The organism is Paraburkholderia sp. RL17-337-BIB-A (assembly GCF_046025895.1).
Lineage (GTDB): Bacteria > Pseudomonadota > Gammaproteobacteria > Burkholderiales > Burkholderiaceae > Paraburkholderia > Paraburkholderia fungorum_C.
Window position 1 is genome coordinate 916,235 of record NZ_JARESY010000003.1, and the last position, 20,075, is coordinate 936,309.

The 20,075-nt window shown below is 59.4% G+C and carries 22 protein-coding genes and 4 pseudogenes; 14 read left to right on the forward strand and 12 right to left on the reverse strand.

What is annotated here, in order from left to right:
• Nucleotides 1-14 precede the first annotated feature (14 nt).
• The 3 genes from P0D84_RS42345 to P0D84_RS42355 all read right to left on the reverse strand — a co-directional run bounded on the left by P0D84_RS42345 (nt 15) and on the right by P0D84_RS42355 (nt 3,906).
• Nucleotides 15-581 carry a hypothetical protein gene (locus P0D84_RS42345; protein WP_408348567.1) on the reverse strand — a complete coding sequence of 189 codons (567 nt, stop codon included), beginning with the start codon at nt 579-581 and terminating at the stop codon, nt 15-17.
• Between the two features lie 389 nt (nt 582-970).
• Nucleotides 971-2,344, reverse strand: coding sequence for a sigma-54-dependent transcriptional regulator (locus P0D84_RS42350; protein ID WP_408348570.1), 1,374 nt, complete (start codon nt 2,342-2,344; stop codon nt 971-973).
• Complete coding sequence (locus P0D84_RS42355; protein WP_408348573.1) at nt 2,326-3,906, reverse strand: sensor histidine kinase; 1,581 nt, start codon at nt 3,904-3,906, stop codon at nt 2,326-2,328. The genes P0D84_RS42350 and P0D84_RS42355 overlap by 19 nt, the downstream gene beginning before the upstream one ends.
• A 444-nt stretch (nt 3,907-4,350) precedes the next feature.
• Here P0D84_RS42355 and P0D84_RS42360 point away from each other — a divergent pair, with 444 nt between their 5' ends.
• Together P0D84_RS42360 and P0D84_RS42365 are read left to right on the forward strand one after the other, a co-directional pair.
• The gene (locus P0D84_RS42360) at nt 4,351-4,617 is read left to right on the forward strand and encodes a LysR substrate-binding domain-containing protein (RefSeq protein WP_494478250.1); all 267 of its coding nucleotides are present in this window, start codon (nt 4,351-4,353) and stop codon (nt 4,615-4,617) included.
• The gene (locus tag P0D84_RS42365) at nt 4,586-4,987 is read left to right on the forward strand and encodes a LysR substrate-binding domain-containing protein (protein WP_408348576.1); all 402 of its coding nucleotides are present in this window, start codon (nt 4,586-4,588) and stop codon (nt 4,985-4,987) included. Before P0D84_RS42360 ends, P0D84_RS42365 begins: the two co-directional genes overlap by 32 nt.
• Before the next feature lie 154 nt (nt 4,988-5,141).
• Here P0D84_RS42365 and P0D84_RS42370 read toward each other — a convergent pair whose 3' ends face one another.
• Genes P0D84_RS42370 through P0D84_RS42380 form a run of 3 tightly spaced genes read right to left on the reverse strand, consistent with a single transcriptional unit; the run spans nt 5,142 to nt 7,393 of the window.
• The gene (locus tag P0D84_RS42370) at nt 5,142-6,158 is read right to left on the reverse strand and encodes a YncE family protein (protein ID WP_408348579.1); all 1,017 of its coding nucleotides are present in this window, start codon (nt 6,156-6,158) and stop codon (nt 5,142-5,144) included.
• Nucleotides 6,159-6,206: 48 nt separating this feature from the next.
• Entirely contained in the window at nt 6,207-6,659 is a 453-nt protein-coding gene (locus P0D84_RS42375; protein ID WP_408348582.1) for a chromate resistance protein ChrB domain-containing protein, read from the reverse strand.
• On the reverse strand, nt 6,656-7,393 hold the full coding sequence (locus P0D84_RS42380; RefSeq protein ID WP_408348585.1) for a superoxide dismutase: 738 nt from the start codon (nt 7,391-7,393) through the stop codon (nt 6,656-6,658). Before P0D84_RS42380 ends, P0D84_RS42375 begins: the two co-directional genes overlap by 4 nt.
• A 197-nt stretch (nt 7,394-7,590) precedes the next feature.
• Here P0D84_RS42380 and P0D84_RS42385 point away from each other — a divergent pair, with 197 nt between their 5' ends.
• From P0D84_RS42385 to P0D84_RS42395, 3 genes and pseudogenes are all read left to right on the forward strand, one after another.
• Nucleotides 7,591-8,568: a chromate resistance protein ChrB domain-containing protein gene (locus tag P0D84_RS42385; protein WP_408348588.1), complete on the forward strand. Its 978-nt coding sequence runs from the start codon at nt 7,591-7,593 to the stop codon at nt 8,566-8,568.
• A gap of 217 nt (nt 8,569-8,785) precedes the next feature.
• Nucleotides 8,786-10,129: a chromate efflux transporter gene (gene chrA / locus P0D84_RS42390; protein WP_408349797.1), complete on the forward strand. Its 1,344-nt coding sequence runs from the start codon at nt 8,786-8,788 to the stop codon at nt 10,127-10,129.
• Nucleotides 10,130-11,419: 1,290 nt separating this feature from the next.
• Nucleotides 11,420-11,539, forward strand: a pseudogene (locus tag P0D84_RS42395) (DUF4148 domain-containing protein); the annotation flags it as partial.
• A gap of 114 nt (nt 11,540-11,653) precedes the next feature.
• Here the strand turns inward: P0D84_RS42395 and merR are convergent.
• Nucleotides 11,654-12,070, reverse strand: a complete 417-nt coding sequence (gene merR / locus P0D84_RS42400) for a mercury resistance transcriptional regulator MerR (RefSeq protein WP_408348592.1) — start codon at nt 12,068-12,070, stop codon at nt 11,654-11,656.
• A 67-nt stretch (nt 12,071-12,137) separates the two neighbouring features.
• On the opposite strand from merR, the gene P0D84_RS42405 reads away from it, so the two are divergent.
• Genes P0D84_RS42405 through P0D84_RS42415 form a run of 3 tightly spaced genes read left to right on the forward strand, consistent with a single transcriptional unit; the run spans nt 12,138 to nt 12,997 of the window.
• Complete coding sequence (locus P0D84_RS42405; RefSeq protein ID WP_408348595.1) at nt 12,138-12,488, forward strand: mercuric transporter MerT family protein; 351 nt, start codon at nt 12,138-12,140, stop codon at nt 12,486-12,488.
• A gap of 9 nt (nt 12,489-12,497) precedes the next feature.
• Complete coding sequence (gene merP, locus P0D84_RS42410; protein ID WP_408348598.1) at nt 12,498-12,785, forward strand: mercury resistance system periplasmic binding protein MerP; 288 nt, start codon at nt 12,498-12,500, stop codon at nt 12,783-12,785.
• Nucleotides 12,785-12,997, forward strand: a complete 213-nt coding sequence (locus tag P0D84_RS42415) for a GDCCVxC domain-containing (seleno)protein (protein WP_408348601.1) — start codon at nt 12,785-12,787, stop codon at nt 12,995-12,997. Before merP ends, P0D84_RS42415 begins: the two co-directional genes overlap by 1 nt.
• A 50-nt stretch (nt 12,998-13,047) precedes the next feature.
• On the opposite strand, the gene P0D84_RS42420 is transcribed toward P0D84_RS42415, so the two are convergent.
• The 3 genes from P0D84_RS42420 to P0D84_RS42430 form a co-directional block, all read right to left on the reverse strand.
• Nucleotides 13,048-13,662, reverse strand: coding sequence for a class I SAM-dependent methyltransferase (locus P0D84_RS42420; RefSeq protein WP_408348604.1), 615 nt, complete (start codon nt 13,660-13,662; stop codon nt 13,048-13,050).
• A gap of 71 nt (nt 13,663-13,733) precedes the next feature.
• Nucleotides 13,734-14,387, reverse strand: coding sequence for an NrsF family protein (locus P0D84_RS42425; protein ID WP_408348607.1), 654 nt, complete (start codon nt 14,385-14,387; stop codon nt 13,734-13,736).
• A complete protein-coding gene (locus tag P0D84_RS42430) occupies nt 14,384-15,043 on the reverse strand; it encodes a sigma-70 family RNA polymerase sigma factor (protein WP_408348610.1) in 660 nt (219 codons plus the stop codon). Before P0D84_RS42430 ends, P0D84_RS42425 begins: the two co-directional genes overlap by 4 nt.
• A gap of 134 nt (nt 15,044-15,177) precedes the next feature.
• Between P0D84_RS42430 and P0D84_RS42435 the strand changes: the two genes are divergently transcribed.
• The 5 genes and pseudogenes from P0D84_RS42435 (at nt 15,178) to P0D84_RS42455 (ending at nt 17,890) form a co-directional block, all read left to right on the forward strand.
• Entirely contained in the window at nt 15,178-15,498 is a 321-nt protein-coding gene (locus P0D84_RS42435; protein WP_408177513.1) for a BufA1 family periplasmic bufferin-type metallophore, read from the forward strand.
• A 16-nt stretch (nt 15,499-15,514) separates the two neighbouring features.
• Nucleotides 15,515-16,405 carry an MNIO family bufferin maturase gene (gene bufB, locus P0D84_RS42440; RefSeq protein ID WP_408348616.1) on the forward strand — a complete coding sequence of 297 codons (891 nt, stop codon included), beginning with the start codon at nt 15,515-15,517 and terminating at the stop codon, nt 16,403-16,405.
• Nucleotides 16,377-17,192: an HvfC/BufC family peptide modification chaperone gene (locus P0D84_RS42445; protein ID WP_408348619.1), complete on the forward strand. Its 816-nt coding sequence runs from the start codon at nt 16,377-16,379 to the stop codon at nt 17,190-17,192. The genes bufB and P0D84_RS42445 overlap by 29 nt, the downstream gene beginning before the upstream one ends.
• Complete coding sequence (locus P0D84_RS42450; RefSeq protein ID WP_408348622.1) at nt 17,189-17,671, forward strand: DoxX family protein; 483 nt, start codon at nt 17,189-17,191, stop codon at nt 17,669-17,671. The genes P0D84_RS42445 and P0D84_RS42450 overlap by 4 nt, the downstream gene beginning before the upstream one ends.
• A gap of 4 nt (nt 17,672-17,675) precedes the next feature.
• Nucleotides 17,676-17,890: pseudogene (locus P0D84_RS42455) on the forward strand (GDCCVxC domain-containing (seleno)protein).
• 39 nt (nt 17,891-17,929) lie between these two features.
• On the opposite strand, the pseudogene P0D84_RS42460 reads toward P0D84_RS42455, so the two are convergent.
• Both P0D84_RS42460 and P0D84_RS42465 read right to left on the reverse strand, forming a co-directional pair.
• Nucleotides 17,930-18,481, reverse strand: a pseudogene (locus P0D84_RS42460) (YncE family protein); the annotation flags it as partial.
• A 100-nt stretch (nt 18,482-18,581) separates the two neighbouring features.
• Nucleotides 18,582-19,642 (reverse strand): annotated as a pseudogene (locus P0D84_RS42465) (DMT family transporter).
• A gap of 148 nt (nt 19,643-19,790) precedes the next feature.
• Here P0D84_RS42465 and P0D84_RS42470 point away from each other — a divergent pair.
• Nucleotides 19,791-20,066, forward strand: coding sequence for a metal/formaldehyde-sensitive transcriptional repressor (locus P0D84_RS42470; RefSeq protein ID WP_408348625.1), 276 nt, complete (start codon nt 19,791-19,793; stop codon nt 20,064-20,066).
• Nucleotides 20,067-20,075: the final 9 nt, after the last annotated feature.

The following is a 20,075-nucleotide window of genomic DNA, read 5'->3' on the forward strand; positions in this document are numbered from 1 at the left end:
CGAAAAGTGGAAAATTAGTTAGGGATGTTGTTGTAGAGCTGGATGACGTTGTCCGGCGTGCCGAACGCAGTCGCTTGCAACGCCTCGCCATACTGGTTGCGCGTGCCGTATCCGCGGGCAGCGATGACGACGTCGGGACGCAGGAGGCTCATATACTGCCGAGCGACGGGCGGCGGCATCTTGATGATGGTCCCGTCCTTGAGCATGACCCCGTCAGGCTCTCCTCGCGGCGCAGTAGTGACCCGCATGACGGTCCCATTGACGCTCAGCTTGACGAGGCCCGCACCACGCAGCGCCGATGGGGCATGCGTCAAATCGACCGGTGGGGGTTGGTCGACGAGCTGTTGCCCGGTCCGTTCGTTTGTAATCTGCTGGGCGCGCACGTTGCCGCTGCCGTCCCGCAAGCCGACGATTCGGACGGTGTCGCCACGATGCGCCAGGCTGACCAACTGCGAACCCATGTGCGGCGGGAAGTGAACGAGCGCGCCGTCCGCGAGCATGAAGCCGTCGACATCTCCTTCGGGATTGGTGACGAATCGGCTTATCGTCCCGGTTGCGACCAGCGACTGTTGTTGTGCCATGAAGGGAGCCGGCGCGGGCGGAGGGGCCTGGGGCGCCATTCTTGGGACATGGCCCACGGGTGCGGCAGCGACAGGTGGTGGTGCGGGTATATTTCCAGGTGCCGGCGCGGGCGCCGTTTGCGCGGCGCACGCAGTCGCGACGACAACGAGAGAAATCGTCGCAGCGCGTGCGAGGTTCAAACCGGGACGTGTGTATCTCGGATGCTGCTCGTGCAGGTTCGCGATGCGAGATATTGACTTCGATGACATGATTCTCTCCGTTGAACGACACGAAGAGAATTGCAAGCCCTATGCCAGGCGCTCGGAGCCCAGCCTGTAAGGCTTCCCGGCCAGATGGGCTATGCGAGTGTCAAGTAGCCCGACACTCCAGCGTCGGCTTTCTGGACACCTCATTCGATTGCGAGACTTGCCATCTTTGCGTAGAGCGTTTGCCGGCTGATGCCGAGCCGGCGGGCCGCGTCGGCACGGTTGTTCCCAGCGAGTGCCAAGGCATTGCATATCAGGGCGCGCTCAACCGTTTCCACGGCTTCTGGAAGAGCCATCTCAAGCAGCTGTGCCGGCAGTCGCGAGTCCGTCTCGCCCGGCTTTTGCGTCAGGAATGCCAGGTCGTCCGCAGTGATAGCCGGCCCAGGCGCTAGAGCGCATGTGCGCTCAACGGCGTTCTTGAGTTCCCGGACGTTTCCCGGCCATCGATACGTCACCAGTAACCGCTGAGCGGGCGCCGACAACCGCATTGGATGGCCCCTGAGGGATGCAGCATCAGCGAGAAAGTGTTCGGCGAGTGGCAGGATATCGGCCAGGCGCTCCCGCAGCGGAGGCAGGTGAATCGGTATGACGCTCAAGCGATAGAGCAAATCCTCGCGAAACTCGTTTGACTCGACCATTCCCTTCAAATCGCGATGGGTCGCCGCGACCAGCCGTATGTCCACCGGAACCTGACGATGGGTACCCACAGGCGTGACATAGCGCTCCTGGATGACCCGCAGGAGCTTGGCTTGCATGGACAATGGCATGTCGCCGATTTCGTCTAGCAGCAAGGTCCCGCCGTCTGCCGCGGCAATGCATCCAACACGGTCGCTGGCTGCGCCGGTGAATGCGCCTTTGACGTGTCCGAACAGTTCGCTTTCAAGCAGGTCTGCGGGAACCGCCGCACAGTTCACGGCCACGAAAGGCATGCCGCGTCGCTTCGACACATCATGGAGAACACGGGCCGCGACCTCCTTGCCGGTGCCCGTTTCACCGGTGATGAGAACCGTGGCGTCTGACGAAGCGGCGCGCCCGATTTGCTTCTGTACTTCGCGCAGCGTGTCGCTGACTCCGAGCAGACGAGGCTTCTTGTTGGCGGTCTCAGACGTGAAGGAGGCCGCTTGCTCATCAACCGCCGCGGAAGGGGCTTCTGACGAGACAATGCGTTCAAGAAGCGACTGGATTGCTAGCCTGCCGACGGGCTTGGTCAAATGGTCGAACGCGCCAAGCGTCATGGCTCCAATGGTGTTGTCGCTGGTCGCAAAGCCTGTAAGCATCACGACCGGTAGCAAGCGCCAACGGGGTTCGGCTCGAATGGCCTCAAGTAGCGCGAGTCCATCCATGCCGGGAAGCCGAAAGTCGAGAAAGACGCAGGTGAACGCCCGTGCATCCTGAAGCACTTCGAGGGCTTGCTCACCCGAGTTCGCTTCGTCCACGTCGTGTCCGAGGTCAAGCAAGGTCTCCACAAGACCTTCGCGGAATCCTTCGTCGTCGTCGACTACGAGTATGTGTGCCATGGGATATCAATTACAAAACACGCGCCGTGTTCGGTGTCTGCCACATAAGCCCGGCCGCCATGCGCCGTGGCAACTTCCCGTGCGACGGCCAGGCCGAGTCCCGAGCCGTCAGGCCTGCCAGTGACGAAGGGCTCGAAGATGCGTTCCCGGTCGATGGCGGGAACGCCCGGTCCGTTGTCGATAACGACCAATCGCAAACTTTTCCGTCCGGAGGCGTCAATCCCGCTTGCCCTTACGACGACCTCGCTATCGGGCGGCGCATGCCTGATGGCGTTCAATATGAGGTTGTCCAAAGCGCGAGCCATTTGCGCGGGGTCGATATGCACGGAGCAATTCCTCTGCTCGAGTATGTTCGGTTGCAATGCCTCCACGTCAACGTTTAGATTGATGCCTTTCAAGGCTGCCTGCTCCTCATGCGCATTGACAGTTTTCGCCAGCCACTCGGCCAGGTTCGTCGCTTTCTTCGTGACAGTCACGGGCTGCGTCAGTGCGAGAAGGCTGGATACCTGAGTTTCAATCCGTTCTACCTGCACAAGAATTGAAGCCAGGGTTTCACGCTGTCTGCTGCCATTGCCCAACAGAGCGTTTTCAGCCTTCAGTCTAACCGCGCCCAAAGGGTTACGAATCTCATGTGCAACTTGCGCCGCGAGTCTACCGAGGGATGAGAAACGTTCGGCTTGCATCAGTTGGTCGCTCAGGGCAACCGCCCGCTGCTGAAGCGACTCGGCGCGAGCGACATAGGCGTTGAAGGCGTCGACGATTTTGTCGAGGTCGGGCTCTCCCACTGCCCGCAGCCGAACCGGAGACCCGACATCAGGTTGAGGCGATAGTCCGAGTTCGAGCTTTGACAAATTGTTCTTCCATCGACGTAGCGCCAAGCCCAAAACGACGGCAACGAGAAGGATGCCACCGAGGACGACCGCAAGTGACGAAACCAGGACTTGTCCGTACGGACCAAGGGGCGCATGGGCTCGGGTCAGTGTCCAGACATAGAGGTTTACGGCGCCGCCGACGGCACACGCGGAGACCACCGTTACGCCTTGTTCTGCGCGGACAGAGTCAGATACCGAAGCATGAGTTGTCGCGGAGCGTCTCAAAGCGCGGAGTATCAACGGTGTTTCTGCCTCTGGAATGTCGCGTTTAATGCCGCTTCCCTGATACGTGGGAAATGAGTATGCAAGGAAACCGTTCGGTTTCGATGCTGGCGCCGAGGTGGAACGGCTGTGGTCACTGGAACCCGCTGTCTCCGACGGCGAACCGGACGTCGTAGCTGCGCGTGAATCCCAAAAGCCGCCTTCGACAGCTGGGGCCTGGACCAGGACGGCGTCGAGTACCGCATGCATCAAATCGGCATTAAAGGGGTCCGGATTCAACTGCCGTGAGAGTGAATAGCGAGAAGCGACGTGCTCGCAGGCACTGGCCGACTCCTGGCTCGCCATCGAAACCTGCCTGCTTTGGTCTGACTGAATGAGAAGCCAAATCACCCCGGCGAGGACCATGCAGACTACCGCAACCAGCGCCCAAAGGAGCACCAACTGGGTGGCAAAAGATAGTCGCTTCATGGTTGGGGACGTCCCTAACAAAACAGGCTATCACTTATGAGAACCGTTTCGAAAATTCTATTGGGTGGTGGAACGTCACGTTATAAGCACGTTTGGTACCTGGATAGATATTGACGTCTTCTTCCCCGAATGTGGAGGGGTCTCCGGCGCTAGAGGGATGAAATTCCGCCGGAAGGCGTGAGCGGTGTGTCCACTAACCCGACACTCGCTGTCCGATAAATACACAGCTCGCAACTCAAAGTCCAATCCTTGCCGTATATCTGGAGAGGTCGCTCGATAAGGCCACAAGCATAGCGATGATGCGGCACACCACCGATACTTGCACCGTGCAACTTGCCGAGCGCTTGCCCAAGCGCATTTGGGTATTTAAAACTCCGAAGGGGATGAAAGGGTCTGTCCAGTTGGTCGGTTCGCTGCTTGTCAGCCGGAGAATGGCAGAAAGATGTGCTGGCGTCAGGATTGCCAGCGTTTTTGGCACACCATCCTGACCTTTCGCTCGAACTCATCATGCGCGACGACGTTGGCGACCTCGTGGCAGATGGATTTGACCTCGCCGTGCGCTTTGGACCCCCGCCAATGGGAACACTGATTGCACGCAAGCTCCTCGAGACGCGCATCATTACGGTCGCGTCTCCGCGGTATGTGGCTGAGCACGGGAAGCCAGGGAAATCCGGAGGAGGTGAGCAAACATCAGCGAATCATGTTTTATAACCCGGTGACGGCCAAGCCCTTTGAGTGGGAATTCCATCGGGGTAAGAAGGTCGCGGAGATACCCGCAGAGGGGCGACTCCTCGTGTCGGACCTGGAAACCATGCTCGGTGCGTGTATCGCCGGCGCTGGCATCGCCCAGGTGATGGAGATTGGCGTCGAGCAGGTGATGCGCGATGGCTTGCTCGTGGACCTCTTCCCGGACTGGTCGGACGAAAGATTTCCGCTGTACGCACTCTTTCCGTCCCGGCGCCATCGAGCTGCGAAAGTTGAGGCGTTCATCAATTTCTGCCTCGAGTCATTATCGGCAGCGGCACCCGTTAGGCACCGTCAGATAAGCCCCCGGGGGGACCGCCGGCAGCGCAAAAGCTAAGGCGAGCACCTCGTGGCGACCACGACGATTGATATCAACGCGGCGCACTAAGTCCAGTCTCTCGCGACACTCACCACTTCGACGAGACGTAGCTGACGGGGGGTGCGGGAATGCCCATCGGTCACCTGCGGCTACACGCTCCGCACGGGCCTCTCTAATGCCTCGGCTGTAAGATGCGCAGCATCGTCTGCCCGCCCGAGTTTTTGAGTGGAAAGTAGGAGCGGTGTGTCTCGACGTCGACCGCCACGACGTGCGCGTTCGGGCCGACATGACCGTCGCCCAGTTTCGAGACCGCGCCGGCTCCCACTAGAAACATCGAGACGACACCCGCCTCGCCGGCGACGTACAACCAATGGAGTGAAGGGTCGTACGCGAGGACGTCCGGGTCCTTTCCGACTTCAAACGACGATGCCGCGTGCATCGTGCGCATGTCGAGAACAATGAGCCGGTCGTTTCCTTCGCATGCGATGAAGGCCAGCCTCTGGTCCGCAGCTATCAGCAGCCCGTGGTTGCCCCTGGCGCCTGGCACATCTATCCTCGCGACAATCTGGTCCCTGACCGGGTCGATTTCAACCAGCTGATTCCGCGTCTGGACGTTGACGAAAATGTGTTTCGAAATCGGGTCATACTGGGTGTTGCCTGCCTCTCCTCCGAGGTGAATGGATGCAATCCGCGTGTTTGACCGCACGTCAATGACCGTCACAGTCCCGCCGGTTTCATCCGAGACAAAGAGCTTGTGCGCTTCAGGCACGTAGGCCATGCCATCTGGATATGCGCCTGTCGGTATGCGAGCCGTGATTCCCAGCGTCGCCATGTCGATGGCAACTACCTCGTTTGCGCCGGTAGCGGACGCGTAGACGCGTCCCAGTTCTGGAATCGCCAGCACTCCGTGAACCGAACTGACGTTCGCGACACGCCCTACGACGCGAGACATCTCCGTGTTGAAAGCGACGACTTCGCTATCGCCCAGGTGCGCGATGAATAGCAGATGACGGCTTGGGTCGAAGCTTTCGTAGTCAAAGCGCGTAGTCCCACCGCCGAGCGGCACATCGGCGACTTTCTGCAGCTGCAGATTGGAGGTTTGGACCGCTTCCTCTGTGCCATTTGTACGCGTCGAAACAAATGCAAATGCGACGATTGCAAGCGCTGCAATGGCAAAGGCCCGGAGCATCAATAACATTCTCGAGGAAACCACCATGTTGCCCCTGCGCCAGCGTTTCTACGACGCCGGCGGCCAGCCGTGCGTTTCACTCTGACAGTCGCGACACCACGCGTAGAGCGCGTCATACATAACCATGCCATGCGAAAGCATCTCATGGTCGTCCGCAAAGATTCTCGATAGACCCAGAGATAGGGCCAGCAACCCTGGTGCTTGCGCAGCCAGGTCGAGCCGGGCCGTATCGGCGCCGCGTACGATGACGGCAAGTGCGGCCAGAGCCGGGTCCGTCAACTGATATTCCGCAAGGAAAGTATCGAAGCTGCAATGCTCGGCAACGTGAGAGAGCTTTACTCCAGGAGCGTCGAACGGTACCGCGCCTTCACGCTCGGCGACTACAAGCACCTGGTCTGTTGGTACGAATAGAAACTCTGGCGACTCATCGATGAATCGCGCAATCAGCCATGGGCATGCTATACGGTCGATTATCGGGCGTTCACGCGTAACCCATTTCATGTCAGCCTCCGCGTCGGCTGTGCGGCACTGAACCGTTGCGCAGCATTTTCCCAGTTCAACAGCGTGAAGAGCTGGGTGAGATACTCATTGCGCTTGTTCTGGTACCTCAGGTAGTACGCGTGTTCGAAGACATCGAGAACAAGGATGGGTTGAATACCCCACGCCGTCAGCTTCTGATGATTTTCACACTGCAAGACCATCAGCTTCCCGGTCATTGGATGGTATCCGACAACGCCCCAGCCAGACGCCTCCACTGCTAGCGTTGCCGCGAACAGCTGAGCCTTGAACCTGGTGTACGAACCGAAGTTCTTGTCGATTGCCTTGGCCAGTTCGCCTTTAGGTTCGGTGCCATTGCCGGAGATGCTGGTCCAATAAATCGTGTGCAGGATGTGGCTTGAGAGCTGGAACGCCAGTTCTCTCTCGTAGAACTTCGCCAATGCAAAATCGTTCGAATCGCGTGCCTTCGCAAGCGCCTCTTCCGCCTTGTTGGCGGCGAGCGCTGCGGGCTTGTGATGGAAGTTGTAGTGAACTTCGACGGTTCGAGCGTCAATAATCGGCTCGAGCGCGCCGTATGTAAATGGCAGTGGCGCTGCCGAATATTTACCGTCCGCGTCTACGAGCTTGTCACTGTACGCAGGTTCCTCAGCTGCCTGCAGCACGTCGGCGGTGGAGGCCAGAACCAGGCCTGCGCCTGCTGCAGTTGTCTTGTGCAGAAAATCTCTTCGGGTCGCCACATGCTTCTCCGTTAGTTTGCGAGAGACGCCTCTCTCGGCTGCAGCGTCACATCCGCCGACCAAAGGCACATTATGAAAGCCCGGATTGGCGGGGCGGAATGGTGAGTCACCTGCTCCTGCAACGAATCGTAGGCGTGAACCGCGCACAAAGCAAAAATAAGTTGTAGCGTGTGTAACTATAATGTAGATTTCGTAACATGAACGAATTCACCGACTGGCTGCTCCTCGTCCTCACGCTCCCGACCGACAACGCAACCGCGCGCATGCGTTATTGGCGCGCCTTGAAAACCAAAGGCTGCGCTGTCTTGCGGGACGGGGTATATCTGCTTCCGGACGGAGAAGGCGCGGGCAGCGAGATGGGGGAAATGTGCGAGGGTATTGGCCAGGCGGGGGGCACAGCCTATCTGATGCGGTTCCCAAGCCGCGATGCGGTGCAGGAGCAGGAATTCCGGGGGCTGTTCGACAGAGCCGACGAATATGCGACGCTGCGGCGCTCACTCGACGAAAGCCGGAGGTCGCTCGCGAGCCTTGCGCCTGCGGACATCACCAAGGTCCTGCGAAAAACGCGAAAGGAGTTTGAAGCGCTTTCGGGCATCGATTTCTTCCCGAACGAAGCCACGGTACGTGCCCAGTCAGCCTGGCAAGACTTCGTCGCCGCTACCGATGCGGTGCTGTCCCCTGGGGAACCCCATCAGACGGAAGGCACGATAACCCGTCTTAAGCCAGAGGAGTACCAGGGCCGTGTTTGGGCCACCCGTCGGCGGCTCTGGGTCGACCGCGTGGCAAGCGCATGGCTTATCAGGCGTTTCGTTGACCGCGACGCCCGCTTCGAGTGGCTCGCCTCTCCGGATGATTGCCCCCCAGACGCGGTCGGCTTTGATTTTGATGGCGCCACGTTCACGCACATCAATGAGCGCGTGACCTTTGAAGTTTTGGTGGCCAGCTTCGGTATCGACGAGGAGCCCGGTATGGCCGGTCTCGCAAGCATGGTTCACTCGCTCGACGTCGGCGGCATCGTCGTTCCCGAGGCAGCCGGATTTGAGGCGGTGATGACAGGCGCCACACAGCGCGGCCTGAACGACGACGAACTGCTGAACGAAATGAGCCAGATGCTTGAGTCGCTGCTCGCGCATTTTGCTGCGATGGAAAAGGGAGCAGCCAGGCGACGGAGGTGAACGGGCTTCTGAATCGTCCCGCAGTAGCTTTCTCCGTTAAGTGTCCGTTGCCAATCGCCATGGAAAACCCGGCGTCGCAGTTACACCCCCCGCGAGATTTGCAACACCGGTCTGGGATGATGCCGCCGAGGTATCGGCCATCGCTAAACATTCAATCGCAAGCTGAAGTATTCGGAGTTTCCAAGTGCAACAAAGTCAACTGGCGCCAGATAACGAAATGAGCAATCAGCGCATTCAGGCGGTCGAGTCGGTGACCTTCGGCCAGGCGCTTTGGTACTGGCTCAAGCTAGGCTTTATAAGCTTTGGAGGTCCGGCCGGGCAGATTGCCATCATGCATCAGGACCTGGTCGAGCGAAAACGCTGGATTTCTGAAAAGCGGTTCCTGCACGCGTTGAACTACTGCATGGTCCTTCCCGGACCGGAGGCGCAGCAGCTGGCCACCTACATCGGTTGGCTGATGCACCGCACGTGGGGTGGCGTAATTGCAGGAGGCCTCTTCGTCCTGCCGTCGCTTTTCATCCTGATAGGACTATCCTGGGTCTACATGGCCTTCGGCAGTGTTCCGGCTGTGGCAGGCGTGCTTTTCGGCATCAAGCCGGCGGTCACGGCGATTGTCGTCTTCGCCGCGTACAGGATTGGCTCTCGCGCACTGAAGAACGCGTGGCTGTGGTCAATTGCTGCGGCGGCATTCCTTGCCATATTCGTAGCCAACGTCCCGTTTCCGCTCATCGTCCTGGTGGCCGGCATCATTGGTCACTTTGGGGGTAAGTACGCTCCATCCAGATTGGTTGTTGGTGGAGGACACAAGTCGGGTGACAAGGCGTTTGGTCCCGCACTCCTTGACGACGACACGCCCACCCCCCGACACGCGCTCTTCACATGGAAGCGATTCACTGTCGTGCTTGCGGCCTTCATGCTCATATGGCTCGCGGCCATCGCGGCACTTTCGCTTGTGTACGGCTGGACGGGGACGCTTACGCAAATGGCCTGGTTCTTCACGAAAGCCGCCCTGCTAACTTTCGGGGGCGCGTATGCAGTGTTGCCGTACGTTTACCAGGGTGCCGTCGATAACTACCACTGGCTGACCGGACCACAGATGATAGATGGCCTGGCGCTCGGAGAGACCACGCCCGGACCACTCATCATGGTGGTTTCCTTCGTCGGCTTCGTTGGTGGCTGGACCAGGGCAGTGTTTGGGCCGGATGCAATATTTGCCTCTGCTGTCGCCGCATCCATCGTCGTGACGTTCTTTACGTTCCTGCCGTCTTTTCTGTTCATTCTGCTCGGCGGTCCCTTCATCGAAACGACGCACGGTAATCTGAAATTTACTGCGCCGTTGACAGCCATCACTTCCGCTGTGGTTGGCGTCATCGTGAACCTCGCCGTTTTTTTCGCCCTACACGTGTTGTGGCCACATGGCATGCAGGGCGAATTCGAATGGCCCTCGCTGCTGATAGGTGTGGCTGCCGGTATCGCACTGTTCCGGTTCAAGGTCGGGGTAATACCGGTGGTGCTGACATGCGGTTTAATCGGACTCGCACTGAGACTGTTTGCTTTTTGAGGGACCTTTCACCAGCACCAGTCGCCGATGCTGCTCACGCCGCCGCACGCCAATAGAAGACCAGATAGCCTTCCACTGTTTTCCGCGCGTCAATGGATAGCCCGCTGCGGTCACTGGCCATTGCGCAGACTGCTTGAAGTGATGGTTTGGGGCGGCCGCTGCTCGCGCACGCGGAAAGACGTGGCGCGCGTGGCCGCGACCACAAGGTACGCGAACTGAAGGTTCTCACCGCTGCGATTGCAGCCAGCGGAGCCTTTTGCTTTGCCATCAAATCGTTACGCTGCATGCCAGCAAGTTATCCACAGCGTTGCCAACAAAAATTGGGGATAACTTGGACGGTGCGGGGAAGGAGCCGCATGCAACACCCCGCGGGTGTTGTGGACCTCCGCTCAACCATTGCTCCTAGCGGTGCGCTCGGGTAAATGTGCCGTTGATGACCTTCTTGTAATTTCACGTTCATCCGTACGCCATGCAAACCTCTCTATATTTTGCTGTGCCCGCTGTTTCGGCGAACACAGTTAAGGAGAAGGGAATGAAGTGGCCACATGGTGGCGTGCCGTCCTTAGGCTTGGTATTGAGCGCGCGAAAATCGAAGACTCAACTCGAAGCAAGCATTATTTCGATGGTAACGGCTATCGCAACCACTTTCGTTACTCCCCACTCCCGCTACATGTCTTACCCTCAGCGTCATTCGGGAGAAAATCGTGCGTAAGTTAATTGCGTTGCTCGGTGTGGCAGCGAGCCTGAGTGGGTGCGTCGTCGCCCCAGGATATGGAAACGCTCAGCCATACGAGTCGGTCTACGGCTATCCCTCGTACGGGCCGGAATTCGGGACCTGCAGTTTTTGGAGCGACTGCGGTGGCTGGGGCGGCTATCACTGGCACGGCGACCGTTGGCACGGCGGACATGAAGTTGGACACGAGGGCGGCCATGGAGGTGGACACGGCCATGGAGGCGGGCATGGAGGTGGAGGTGGGCATGGCGGCGGCCACTGACACGTTTTCCTCGTCGGACTCTATACGGCCGCTCCCATTTTTCTTTGAATCTATTCAAAGGGATTAAGGGGCGCGGGTCACCGGCCTTTCATCGGCTGCTTTTCAGCATGTCGTATACCTGTCGTCACTGTCTGACTGCAGTTTACATCACGGCGATGAATATAAATACTCGCCTTCTCGTTGCGCTTCTCGTTTTGGGCACCGCTACGGCGCCCGCGTTCGCCGAAAACGACTACGGTCAAGCATCTTCCAATCGGGTTATCACCTCGTCTGGCGCGGATGCGGAAACCCTCAGTTGAACAGCGGTGCACCGAAATACTTCGCTCCCCAGACGGCCACTCACGAAAAAACCCGAGAACAGGTGTATCAAGAACTGCTTCAGGCAGAACGGCAAGGCCTGGCTCCGTCGTGCCGTTACGACTATCCGCCAGGCGCGAGAACCCTCGAGCGCCATCGCAAGCGATACGCCGCTGCGCACAGCGGGTCCGTCACGGCGAACAAACTAAACGGACCAATACGGCAGGTTGTATCAACTGTCGTGAGTGCGTTCGCCGCCGTCCATGAGTGCGTCGATGAGCGGGCACGAAACCTTGCCTTTCGACGTCGAGCAGCGTTGTACCAGCTTCGCCAATGCGGCTTCCAGCATAGATAAATCCTGTATGCGCTGGCGTACGTCGGCAAGCTTGTGTTCGGCGATTGCGCGCGCAGAGTTGCACGTCTGGCCGTCGTGCAGGGATAACAGCGCCTCTACTTCATCCAGCGAGAATCCAAGCGATTGGGACCGCTTGATGAAACATAATCTCGTCAGCACGGCCGTCGGATATCGCCGAATGCCACCTGCGGGACGGGGTGGTGTCGGCAGTAACCCTCGACGATGGTAATACCTCACTGTTTCCACATTAACCTCTGCCGCTTCCGCCAACTGTCCGATGGTCATCTCTTGCATGGCGCGCTTGACTCCGTACTTGGGTACGCACCTAGACTAAGCTCAAACAGTCCTCAAAGGAAGTGTCATGCGACCTCGCTGGTCAACTACCGGCCCCGTGCTTGCAGGAGTCGCTGCCGCGCTCGGGGCATCGGCTTGCTGTGCGGGGCCCCTGCTCCTCGTTGTGCTGGGACTGGGCGGCGCCTGGGGCTCACACCTGACCGCATTGCGGCCGTTTCAACCCCTATTTGTCGCCATATCCATCGCCTTTTTCGCGGTCGCTTTCCGTAGGCTCTACGCCAGGTCCGAAAAATGTAGGGCGGGCGAAGCCTGCCCGGCGCCTTCGGCGCGACATCGGCAGCGCTTCATTTTCTGGGTCGTGATGCCGGCCGCGCTCGCGCTGATTTCGTTCCCCCTGTATGCGCCGCTCTTCTATTGAGAATCTGCCATGAAGAAACTGATTGCTGTGCTCGTCACGACGGCGCGGACCGCGTCCGCGGCGCTGGCCGGGGGACTTCGCACGGTTACCCTTGACGTCACAAACATGGATTGCGCTGTGTGTCCGATTACGGTTCGCAAGGCACTTGAGAAAGTGCCCGGCGTGACCTCGGCAAAGGTCGACTTCGCAAGCAAGCGCGCGGAGGTGGTATTTGACCCGAAGAAGGCTTCGGTCGACGCGTTGACCAACGCCACGGCGGACGCTGGCTATCCGTCTCACGTAAAGGAGGTGCAGTGATGGCTGCAGTCGTGCTGGATTCGAGTATCACGTGTGCGGCGTGCGGGCACAGGAAAGAAGAGACGATGCCCACCGACGCCTGTGTGTGGTTTTACGAATGCGAGCATTGCAAGACTGTGCTCAGACCGAAATCCGGGGACTGCTGCGTGTACTGCTCGTACGGCACCAACAGGTGCCCGCCGACGCAGCAGTCAGGTTCCTGCTGCGCCTGACCAGGCTCACGCATAGGCCGCGCGCGATGCCAGTCGGGGCAACCCGACAGTCACAGTTTCCGGAAACTGCAGTAAAGAAACTGCTGGCTGGAGCCAGCCGGCGTGTGGTGGTCTTCGAGTGTGCTTGTGACCAATTCAAAACCGGGACCAAACTCGTCGGAGAGCAGCTGAACGTCGTATCGCCTGACATCCAGCCCGCTGCACCTGTTTGGTCCCAGTGGTCCGAATGTGGCAATTACAACGCGGCCACCCTGCCTGAGTGTTCTCGTCATCAGGCGGGTGTAGGCGTCTCGTTGCGATGGTTCCGTCAGGAAGTGGAAGACGGCGCGGTCATGCCACACGTCATATCGATGCTCAGGCAGGTCGACCACCGTAATATCGGATTCGACCCACGTTACCTGTCCGGCGATAGAGCCCAAACGCTGTTTCGTCGTCTCGAGAGCGACGGCGGACATATCGAGCACGGTCAGGTTTCGATATCCACCCTGAAGCAAATCATCGACCAGCGTCGACTCTCCTCCACCCACATCAATAATGGCTGCGTTCCGGTCCGACACGGCCTCGCAAATCAGCGTCAGCGAGATGTCAAGGTGCGGTCGATACCAGCTGACTGCATCGGGGGCCTTCCACCGGTAAACGTCTTCCCAGTGCTGTTTGCTGTCCATATTGCATCCTTAAACGCCGCACCTTGTCTTGAGGACCTTTCTTTGGCGCTAATGCCGGGGGTACCCAGGCTTCAGCGTTGCGCCACCCAGCCTAAAAGTCGCTGACCATACCAGCCGCTCAGCGACAGATAAAGCCCGGTGACGCCAAGGTTCCACAGCAATATCATCACCGTTGCGTCGAGCGGGTGGAGAATCGACAGCGCTACCGCGGTTATTGCAGCGACCGCGAGACTGCCTGCCATCGTGACCGGGCCCGGTGACAGTCGAGCGACGTGGCGCAGCATAATCAGCATCGCGAGCGATAGCGGCGTACCGACCAATACCAGGGTAGCGAAGCATCTGGCCGTTTCGCCGACGGACATGCCTTCCGGTCCAATCGTGACCCAGTTGGTCAGGCAACCGTAGCCAATGGTAGCTACCCAGGCGAGAAAGGCCGGTACGGGCAACAGAAGCCAAAGGCGGGACCTGCCTGGCACGCTGGCAACAAATGCCGCCGTGGCGGCCAGAATACCTGTTGCCACGGCTGCAGCTACGCGGGCGGCGAAGAGATACTGATGCAGTTTGACCGCCAGGTCGGCACGCACCCCATGCGCGATGCCGACAAAGAGCATCACAGCTGCGGCAAACAACAACCAGCCTGCAGCTCTCGCCACTGGGGGCCGCAGACGCCGGACCGGCGTTGCGTCCGCGACCAGCACGTCAATCAGGTCGGAGGTCCGGGTCATGATTTGCCACCTCGCTGCTGGAACATTTCCCGCAATCGTTTCATTGCCCGGTGAGTGGCTACCTTCAACGCTGCAACCGACGTTCCGCTTGCGGCCGCGGCCTCGAGCAAAGACATTTCTTCGAGCTTGAGCATGCGCATCGCGTCGCGCTGTCCCACAGGCAATTGCTCGATAGCTTCTCTCACCAGACGGGCATTCATGGCCTCTTCCTGTAAGTTCGCTCCATCACCAACAAAGGTTTCAAGCTCGTTTTCCGCTGAAGATTCATGTGCGCAAACGCGTCCCCGCCGACGCAGACCGTCGACGATGCGTCTGTTTGCAATTGTGACCAGCCACGGCCCGAACGGACGGGAAGGGTCGTACGTGCGGCGGACTGAGTGCACGGTGAGCAGCACATCCTGAACCGTGTCCTCAATGTCATCGGCATTCCGGATGTGTCGTGCCGCAAGCGCACGAAGATACGGGGTTATGTCCTGGAGCAGCCAACGATAGGCTTCCTGGTCGCCGGTCTGCGCGCTGGCCATGGCGATGGACCAGTCCAGTTTGCCGTCAGCACGGCTGGCAACCGGCGCGGCCTGACCGACCGGGGTGAACGACTCCAGGTCCTCGCTTTCGGAACCCGAAACCGGACTGGGTGGATGTGGATGGCGGAGCATGCGGCAATTTTGTGGCGCGGACGATAGATTGTCACGCAGAAAAAGTTTGCTCGGGCCCGTAACCTTTTGGTGTGGCCGGCCGAACTTCCCTACACGGCCGCAATGTCGGGCCGCAACCCTCAGGAGCAAGCGAGATGAACAAACATGTTATGGCCGCCTCGACCTTGTCGTCGGCAATCGGATTGGCACTTGCCATGCAGGTAGTACCGGTCCAGGCCCAGACCATGAAGGATATGAGCGGAAAGCCGCAAGTTGTGAAGGACAACATGGCCCGGATGGAGGCGAACAAACTGGAGAAGTGCTACGGCATCAATGCCGTATCGAAAAACGACTGCGCTGAAGGAGCCCATTCCTGTGCCGGACAATCCACGCAGGCACGCGACCCCAAGTCCTTCGTTCTGCTGCCCGCCGGCGATTGCAGCAAAATCCAGGGCGGCAAGCTGAAGCCGGCTTGAGCGAAGGGGAATGGTCATGGATGCCGCTTCTGAAGCCTCGCAATATGCACATGGCGTGATTCCGGCGCGCGCCGGGGTCGGGCTGCGCTTTCGCCACCATCAAGAGGTCGTTGAAGGGCATCCGCCCGCCGCCTGGTTCGAGGTGCATACAGAGAATTACATGGGAGGCGGGAGCGCGCCAGCTTACCTGGACGCCATCCGCCGGAACTATCCAATCTCGCTTCACGGCGTAGGCCTTTCATTGGGCAGCGCCGAAGGGATGGATGTCCGGCATCTGGAGCGTGTGCGCGACGTCATCAAGCGTGTCGAGCCAGGACTGGTTTCAGAACACCTGTCCTGGAGCATCAACGGCGGCATCTATCTCGCCGACCTCTTGCCGCTCCCCATGACGGAAGAAGCGTTGAACATTGTCTGCATGCACGTCGACCAGGCCCAAGCCCACCTGCAGCGGCGGATTTCGTTAGAGAATCCATCGACCTACCTACGTTTCCGCCACTCAACCATTCCCGAATGGGAATTTCTCGCCGAGGTCTCCCGGCGCACGGGGTGCGGCATTCTCTGCGACGTCAACAATATCTATGTCAGTTCCTGCAACCACGGCTGGAATGCGCTGGCCTATCTCGATGCTCTGCCACCGGCGGCAATTACCGAGGTTCACCTGGCCGGTCACAGCGTCCGACAGCTTGACCAGGGACAGATAATTTGCATCGACGACCATGGCTCGCGCGTCGCACCTCCGGTGTGGGACCTGTTCGAACAGGCCCTCAAGCGCTTTGGACCCGTTCCCACGCTGATTGAATGGGACACCGATGTCCCGGCGCTTGAGGTTCTGATGGAAGAAGCCGCGATTGCAGAGGCCGCTATTGAGAGGCAGCGAAATGACAATCTGTGCACCCACGCTGCTTGAGCTGCAACGCGCGGTCCGCGGGGACGTGCTGGGGCTTGCCGACGGCGAGGCATCTGGGTATGTGGTACCCGACGGCCTGGCTCCGCACGCGCGGCTCGCCATCTATCGAAATACGGCGAACAGCACGCTGCTTACAGCATTGCGGCTGACCTATCCAGCCGTGCAGGCTCTGGTCGGGTCCGAATTCTTCGAAGGCGCCGCTCGACTTTTTATTGAGCAATGCCCACCGTCGAGCGCTCAGCTAGACAGCTACGGCGAGTCGTTTCCGGAATTTCTGGCGCGGATGCCGGAAGCGGCATCTCTTGTCTATCTGCCAGATACGGCACGACTTGAATGGGCCGTGAATGAGGTGCTGCACGCGCCAGACGCAAAGCCGCTTGACTTGCGGCGCCTTGAGCATTTCGACGCAGTCGACATGCACGCTGTAAGATTTTTGCCGAGTTCTGCCGTGCGGGTACTTGAGTCGTCCTTTCCCGTCGATGCCATCTGGCACGCGGTGTTGTCCCGGGACGATAGCGCATTGGCAAACATCAATCTGGCCGCTGACCCGGTATGGTTGTACATCCACCGGGGGCCTTCGGGTGTCGAGGCGAACCGGATGGCAGAAGGGCAATACCGGTTCACGGCTGGCTTGCTTGCGGGGCGCCCCTTGCATGATGCCCTTGTCGACGTGACGGACGCAGAGACATCTGTCTGGCTCGCGCACCTTCTTGCATCTGGATGCTTTGTCGACATCTGCCTATCAAACGAAGCATCCAGCCAAACAATTGGGAGGCAAGTCACATGATGCCGGAATCTCAATCCGCTCATCGCAGTTCGAGACTGACTGACCGCGTACGACGCGCCGTTGGGTGGCTGGAGCGGGTGCCGCACACGGTTCTCGCGCTTCCACTGAGGCTCGCTGTTGCCACGGTCTTCTGGAACTCGGCGATGACCAAACTGGCCGACTGGAATGCCGCGCTCGAGTTATTCAGGGAGGACTATCGACTACCGTTGCTTCCTCCCGAGGTTGCCGCCTACATGGCGGTGTCAATCGAACTGACTACCCCTGTTCTACTTGTGCTCGGCCTGGCGACGCGACCCGTAGCGTTGGTCCTGCTCGGCATGACAACTGTCATCGAGGTGTTCGTGTATCCGCAGGCATGGCCCACGCACATTCAGTGGGCCGCGATGCTGCTGGTTCTGCTGTGCCGGGGTGCCGGCAAATGGTCATTGGACTATCTGTTATACAGACGCTTTAGTCGCCACCCAACATCAAGCGTGTAACTCGATGAATGCGATTGTTCTGGAGTCGACCATTACGTGTCCAGTGTGCGGACATAAGAAGAGCGAGACCATGGCCGCCGACGCGTGCGTCTGTTTTGCGCACGCGAACATTGGAAAATCCTGCTCAGGCCGAAACCCGGAGATTGCTGCGTGTACTGCTCATACGTCACCAACCGGTGCCCTCCGATGCAGCAGCCAGGCTCCTGCTGCGTTGACTGACCCCGGATGGGCTTTGGCGCCTTCCTGGTCCGAACGAAGTCAGCCGGCCCCATGGCGCACGGGCTCCAGAATGCGCAGCATCGTCCGGCCCTCCAGGTTCTTGAGTGGGAAGTAGGCGCGGTGTGTCTCGAGGTCTATCGCCACGACATGCGCGTTTGGGCCGACATGACCATCACCCAGTCTTGAGACCGCGCTGCGTTCTACCCGAAACATCGAGACGACGCCTGCCTCACCGGTGACGTACAACAGGTGAAGTGAAGGGTCGTAAGCGAGGACATCCGGGTCCTTTCCGACCGCAAATGACGATGCCGCGCGCATTGTGCGAATGTCGAGAACGACGAGCCGGTCGTTTCCCTCGCATGCGATGAAGGCCACCCTCTGGTCGGCATCTATCAGCAGCCCGTGGTTGCCGCGGGCGCCCGGCACGTCAATCCTCCCGACTATCTGGTCCGTAGTCGGGTCGATTTCAAACAGCTGATTCCGCGTCTGGACGTTGACGAAGATGTGCTTTGAGCTCAGGTCATACTGCGTGTTGCCTGCCCCTCCTCCGAGCGAAATGGTCGCGATTCGTCGGGTTGATGTCACGTCGATGGATTGGGGGCCGATGGCCCCGATGACAAACCGAGGTCCGACTTACCGGCGCAGAACGCACCGGCCGTCGAGCTTTCAAAGCGAAGATTCGCTTCCGTCGTCAGTGGATGTGGTGGTGGTGAATATCGGTGAAATGCGCGTGCGTGTGGGTAATAGGTGCGTGCAGATGGGGGTGCGTGTGCGGCTCCTCACCATCCCACTCAAAGTCGTGGGTGTGCTGATGGTGCTCGTCGTGCCGGTGCCGATGGTTGTGGTCCAGAATCTCGTGAGTGTACGGATGTTCATGCCGCTCACGGATATGCAGCCAGATTCCAAGAGCCATGCGCGCAGCCGCAATCCAGAAAGACACCGAGGGCACTTCGGGCCAGAGGAAAGGCGATAGCCCGACGCCGAATATCGGGGCGACAGAAAAATACGCGCGGGTTCGGGCGGTTCCGAGATTTCGCAGGGCGACGACAAAAAGAACCAAGCTCACACCGTAGCCGGCGAAGCCGGCGAGCATGGCAGCCGCAATCTTCCCGACGCCTGGCAGATGCGCGCTGAGAAGCAGCGCGATGGACAGATTGACTGAGCCGGCGACAAGACCTTTCAGACAGGCAATGACCATCGCGTCGTTCGTCGACACCTTCCGCGTCAGGTTATTGTCGACCGCCCGCGCGACGCAGGCTGCGACCACGAGGAGTGCATCTGGCGAGGCGCCTGCCGCACCCGGCTGCCACGCCAGGACGACGCCCCCAACACTATTGCCACCATCCCGAGAAATATCTGTGCGTCCACGTTCTCGCGGAATACCACCCAGGCAATCACCGCCGTGAATACGCCCTCAAGGTTCAGCAGCAGTGAACTGGTTGCAGCAGGCGTCGTGCTGAGGCCAAGCATCAGCAGCGCAGGCCCCGCGACGCCGCCTGCTGCGATTGCACCAAGAAGCCAGGGCATTTCGGGGAGCTGAATCCGGCTTTCGTTTTCTCGTTCGCCGGTCGAGCGGCGCAGTCGCTGGAAGAGAATTCCGATGGCAAGACCGACGCCGCTACCAAGATAAAACAGACCCGCGACCGTGAACGGCGAGAGAGAACCGAGCAAGGTCTTGGCGAGAGGCGTCGTTGCGCCGAACAGCGCGGCGGCAAGAAGTGCGGTGAAAGCGGCGTTGTGGCGCGCGTGCATGGATTGACGGCTACGAACAATAACCAGATTCAGAAAGTATCCCGTGAAATCCGCGCGCGCGGAGAGTTTTACGTAATGACCTATACCCCCGCCCCCTATGGTAGACTAAGAACTATTGTATACCCGGTGGGGGTATGTGGAGAACGCGATGAGTCACACGGTTCAGGAAAAGCAGAAGCTTCTCAACAGGGTGCGCCGCATCAAGGGGCAGGTAGAGGCGATTGAACGTGCGCTGGAGGATGAGCACGGCTGCGCGGACGTTTTGCAGCGGATTACGAGTTGCCGGGGAGCGATGAACGGCCTTCTTGCCGTCGTACTGGAGGACCACATCCGGAATCACCTTGTCGATGCAGAAAGCGGCGAGGAGTCAGGTGACAGCGCGACCGAACAGCTCATCGAAGTTGTTCACAGCTATTTCAAGTAAGGCGAGTTG

What these genes read in the sequence shown, in the direction of transcription:
- P0D84_RS42435 (WP_408177513.1), top strand. Translation starts at nt 15,178, where the DNA reads ATGAACAAACATGTTATGGCCGCCTCGACCTTGTCGTCGGCAATCGGA.
- chrA (WP_408349797.1), top strand. Translation starts at nt 8,786, where the DNA reads ATGAGCAATCAGCGCATTCAGGCGGTCGAGTCGGTGACCTTCGGCCAG.
- P0D84_RS42370 (WP_408348579.1), bottom strand. Translation starts at nt 6,158, where the DNA reads ATGCTCCGGGCCTTTGCCATTGCAGCGCTTGCAATCGTCGCATTTGCA.
- P0D84_RS42355 (WP_408348573.1), bottom strand. Translation starts at nt 3,906, where the DNA reads ATGAAGCGACTATCTTTTGCCACCCAGTTGGTGCTCCTTTGGGCGCTG.
- merR (WP_408348592.1), bottom strand. Translation starts at nt 12,070, where the DNA reads ATGCAAGAGATGACCATCGGACAGTTGGCGGAAGCGGCAGAGGTTAAT.
- P0D84_RS42350 (WP_408348570.1), bottom strand. Translation starts at nt 2,344, where the DNA reads ATGGCACACATACTCGTAGTCGACGACGACGAAGGATTCCGCGAAGGT.
- bufB (WP_408348616.1), top strand. Translation starts at nt 15,515, where the DNA reads ATGGATGCCGCTTCTGAAGCCTCGCAATATGCACATGGCGTGATTCCG.
- P0D84_RS42425 (WP_408348607.1), bottom strand. Translation starts at nt 14,387, where the DNA reads ATGACCCGGACCTCCGACCTGATTGACGTGCTGGTCGCGGACGCAACG.
- P0D84_RS42375 (WP_408348582.1), bottom strand. Translation starts at nt 6,659, where the DNA reads ATGAAATGGGTTACGCGTGAACGCCCGATAATCGACCGTATAGCATGC.
- P0D84_RS42470 (WP_408348625.1), top strand. Translation starts at nt 19,791, where the DNA reads ATGAGTCACACGGTTCAGGAAAAGCAGAAGCTTCTCAACAGGGTGCGC.
- P0D84_RS42385 (WP_408348588.1), top strand. Translation starts at nt 7,591, where the DNA reads ATGAACGAATTCACCGACTGGCTGCTCCTCGTCCTCACGCTCCCGACC.
- P0D84_RS42345 (WP_408348567.1), bottom strand. Translation starts at nt 581, where the DNA reads ATGGCACAACAACAGTCGCTGGTCGCAACCGGGACGATAAGCCGATTC.
- P0D84_RS42405 (WP_408348595.1), top strand. Translation starts at nt 12,138, where the DNA reads ATGCGACCTCGCTGGTCAACTACCGGCCCCGTGCTTGCAGGAGTCGCT.
- P0D84_RS42415 (WP_408348601.1), top strand. Translation starts at nt 12,785, where the DNA reads ATGGCTGCAGTCGTGCTGGATTCGAGTATCACGTGTGCGGCGTGCGGG.
- P0D84_RS42445 (WP_408348619.1), top strand. Translation starts at nt 16,377, where the DNA reads ATGACAATCTGTGCACCCACGCTGCTTGAGCTGCAACGCGCGGTCCGC.
- P0D84_RS42420 (WP_408348604.1), bottom strand. Translation starts at nt 13,662, where the DNA reads ATGGACAGCAAACAGCACTGGGAAGACGTTTACCGGTGGAAGGCCCCC.
- P0D84_RS42450 (WP_408348622.1), top strand. Translation starts at nt 17,189, where the DNA reads ATGATGCCGGAATCTCAATCCGCTCATCGCAGTTCGAGACTGACTGAC.
- merP (WP_408348598.1), top strand. Translation starts at nt 12,498, where the DNA reads ATGAAGAAACTGATTGCTGTGCTCGTCACGACGGCGCGGACCGCGTCC.
- P0D84_RS42430 (WP_408348610.1), bottom strand. Translation starts at nt 15,043, where the DNA reads ATGCTCCGCCATCCACATCCACCCAGTCCGGTTTCGGGTTCCGAAAGC.